Origin of the sequence: Spongiactinospora sp. 9N601 (assembly GCF_044326295.1) — a bacterium.
In the GTDB taxonomy this organism is placed as follows: Bacteria; Actinomycetota; Actinomycetes; order Streptosporangiales; family Streptosporangiaceae; genus Spongiactinospora; species Spongiactinospora gelatinilytica.
Genome location: NZ_JBIRBB010000050.1, coordinates 1 through 3,138, shown reverse-complemented (window position 1 = coordinate 3,138; position 3,138 = coordinate 1). Strand labels below are relative to the sequence as shown.

Below are 3,138 nucleotides of genomic sequence, written 5' to 3'. Positions count from 1 at the left end.
ACCGCGCCGCCTGCCCCGCCAAACCCGCCGCATCCCGCGCCGAGAGCACCACCGGCAGCGGGCCGTCCACCGGCTCGGGTTCGGTCACGGGCTGGTCGGGGGCCTGCTCCAGCACCACGTGCGCGTTGGTGCCGCTGACCCCGAACGACGACACGCCCGCACGGCGGGGCCGGTCCACCGACGGCCAGGCCGTCGCCTCGGTGAGCAGGGCCACGTCGCCCGCACTCCAGTCCACGTGCGGCGTCGGCTCATCGACGTGCAGGGTTTTGGGCAACATTCCGTGCCGCATGGCCTGCACCATCTTGATCACACCACCCACCCCGGCGGCGGCCTGCGTGTGACCGATGTTGGACTTCAACGAGCCGAGCAGCAGCGGCGTCTCACGGCCCTGGCCGTAGGTCGCCAGCAACGCCTGCGCCTCGATCGGGTCGCCCAGCCGGGTACCGGTGCCGTGCGCCTCCACCGCGTCCACCTCGGCCGGAGACAGCCCCGCGTCCGCCAGCGCCGCCCGGATCACCCGCTGCTGGGAGGGACCGTTCGGCGCGGTCAGCCCATTGGACGCGCCGTCCTGATTCACCGCCGACCCGCGCACCACCGCCAGCACCTGATGGCCGTTACGCCGCGCGTCCGACAACCGCTCCAGCACCAGCATCCCGACGCCCTCGCCCCACGCCGTGCCGTCGGCGGCGGCGGAGAACGACTTGCACCGCCCGTCGGCGGCCAGCCCGCGCTGGCGGCTGAACTCCACGAACGCCACGGGCGTGGACATGACGGTCACGCCGCCGGCCACGGCCAGCGTGCACTCGCCACGGCGCAGCGCCTGCACCGCCAGGTGCAGCGCCACCAGGGAGGAGGAGCAGGCCGTGTCAACCGTCATCGCCGGGCCCTCGAAACCGAACGTGTAGGACACCCGGCCGGACGCGACACTCGGCGCGCTGCCGTTGCCGATGTACCCCTCCATGTCCTTGGGGACCTGCCGCAGCCGCGAGCCGTAGTCGCCGTACATCACACCGACGAACACCCCGGTCCGGCTGCCGCGCAACACCGCCGGGTCCAGCCCGGCCCCCTCCAGTCCCTCCCAGGTCGTCTCCAGCAACAAGCGCTGCTGCGGGTCCATCGCCACGGCCTCACGGGGGGACACCCCGAAGAAGCCGGCGTCGAACTCACCCGCGTTCCGCAGGAATCCGCCGGAGCGGACGTAGCTGTGCCCATGGCTGTCGGGGTCGTCGTCGAACAGGTTCGCCAGATCCCAGCCCCGGTCATCGGGGAAGTCACTGATCCCTTCCCGGCCTTCGGCGACCAGCCGCCACAGGTCATCCGGCGATTCCACCCCGCCGGGATAACGGCAGCTCATCCCCACGATCGCGATCGGCTCGTCCACGGACTGCGCCACAGGCACGGACGCGGGCTCGGCGGCGGGCTGAGCGACGTCGTCGAACATCCGCTCCAGCAGGTGGGCGGCGAGCGCGTCGGCGGTCGGGTGGTCGAAGACCAGGGTCGCCGGAAGGCGCAGGTCGAGCGCGGTGTTCAGCCGGTTGCGCAGCTCGACCGCGGTGAGCGAGTCGAAGCCGAGGTCCTGGAACGCCTTGCCGGTGTCGATCGACCGGGCGCTCTGGTGCCCGAGCACATGCGCGACGTGTTCGCGCACGAGGGCCAGTACTGCACCGGCCCGCTCCTCGGTGGGGACCGCCGTCAGCGAGTGCGCGGCCGTACCGGCCTCCGCCTGCGCGTGACCGCCCTGGGCCCGGCGCAGCGACGGACGGACCAGTTCCCGCATGAGCGGCGGGATCTCGCGGTCGCGGAAGGCGGCGGTGTCCGGACGTGCGGCCACGTAGGTCGCCGCCTCACCCGCCGCGGCGGCGTCGAGCATGGCCAGCGCGTCCGCCGTGTCCAACGCCGCCAGCCCCGAACGGGCCAGCCGTGCCCGATCCACCGCCGACAACTCACCGGCCATCCCCCCGGCCTGACCCCACACCCCCCACGCGATCGACGTCGCAGCCAACCCAGCCGCCCGGCGCGACCGCGCCACCGCATCCAACGCCGCATTCGCCGCCGCGTAACTCCCCTGCCCCGCCGTCCCCAACACCCCCGCCGCCGAGGAGAACACCACAAACGCGGTCAGATCCCGATCCCGCGTCAACTCATCCAAATACCGCGCCGCATCCACCTTCGGCCCGAACACCCGAGCCAACCGCCCCGCATCCAGCGAACCGACCACCCCGTCGTCCAAAACCCCCGCCGCATGCACCACCGCCGTGACCGGATACGCATCCAACAACGCGGCCACCGACTCCCGCACCGACAGATCAGCCGCCACCACCTCCACCCGCGCACCCGCATCCGCGAGCTCCGCCACCAGCCCGTCCACACCCGGAGCCGACCCGCCCCGCCGACCGGCCAACACCACATGCCGCACCCCATGCGCCACCACCAGATGCCGGGCCACCACCCCACCCAGCGCACCCGTCCCACCCGTGATCAACACCACATCATCCGGCGACCACACCGACCCGCCCGCCGACACCCGCCGCAACCGCGGAACCAGCACCCCACCCCCACGCAGCACAACCTCCGGCTCGTCCAGCGCGAGCAGGGCCGCCGTGCGGTCGCGAACCGCCTCGCCGTCGGTGTCGACGAGCAGCAGCCGTCCGGGGTGCTCGGCCTGCGCCGAGCGCACCAGCCCGGACACCGCCGCCTGCGCCGGATCGAACTCGGCGTTGCTCGTCACCACCACCAGCCGCGACGACGCGAACCGCTCGTCATCCAGCCACGGCTGAAGCACACCCAGGACTCCGGCGGCGTCCGTGGCGTTGAGCACGAACACCGGCTCCTGGGTGGCGGCGGGCAGGTCCTCGACGCCCCGGATCTCCGTCACGGACACCGGCTCGGCCTCCGGCGGTTCCACCGGGACGTGCTGGACCTGGAGCAGCGGTACCCGGTCGATGTCGAAGTCGCGCGGCATCGGCCGCATCACGACGGACTCGGCCGACAGCACCGGGCCGCCCTCACCATCGGCCAGCACCACCGAGAACCCATCCGCCGACGGCCGCAACCACACCCGCACCGACGTCGCCCCCGACGCCACCACCGACACCCGCTCCCACACGAACGGCAACCGCGCCGGACCCGACACCTCCA

At 72.8% G+C, this 3,138-nt stretch carries 1 protein-coding gene; it reads right to left on the bottom strand.

All coding sequences use genetic code 11. From position 1 onward, the window contains the following. A partial coding sequence (locus tag ACH34R_RS44005; RefSeq protein ID WP_397567604.1) for a type I polyketide synthase occupies positions 1 to 3,138 on the bottom strand: 3,138 nt, incomplete at both ends.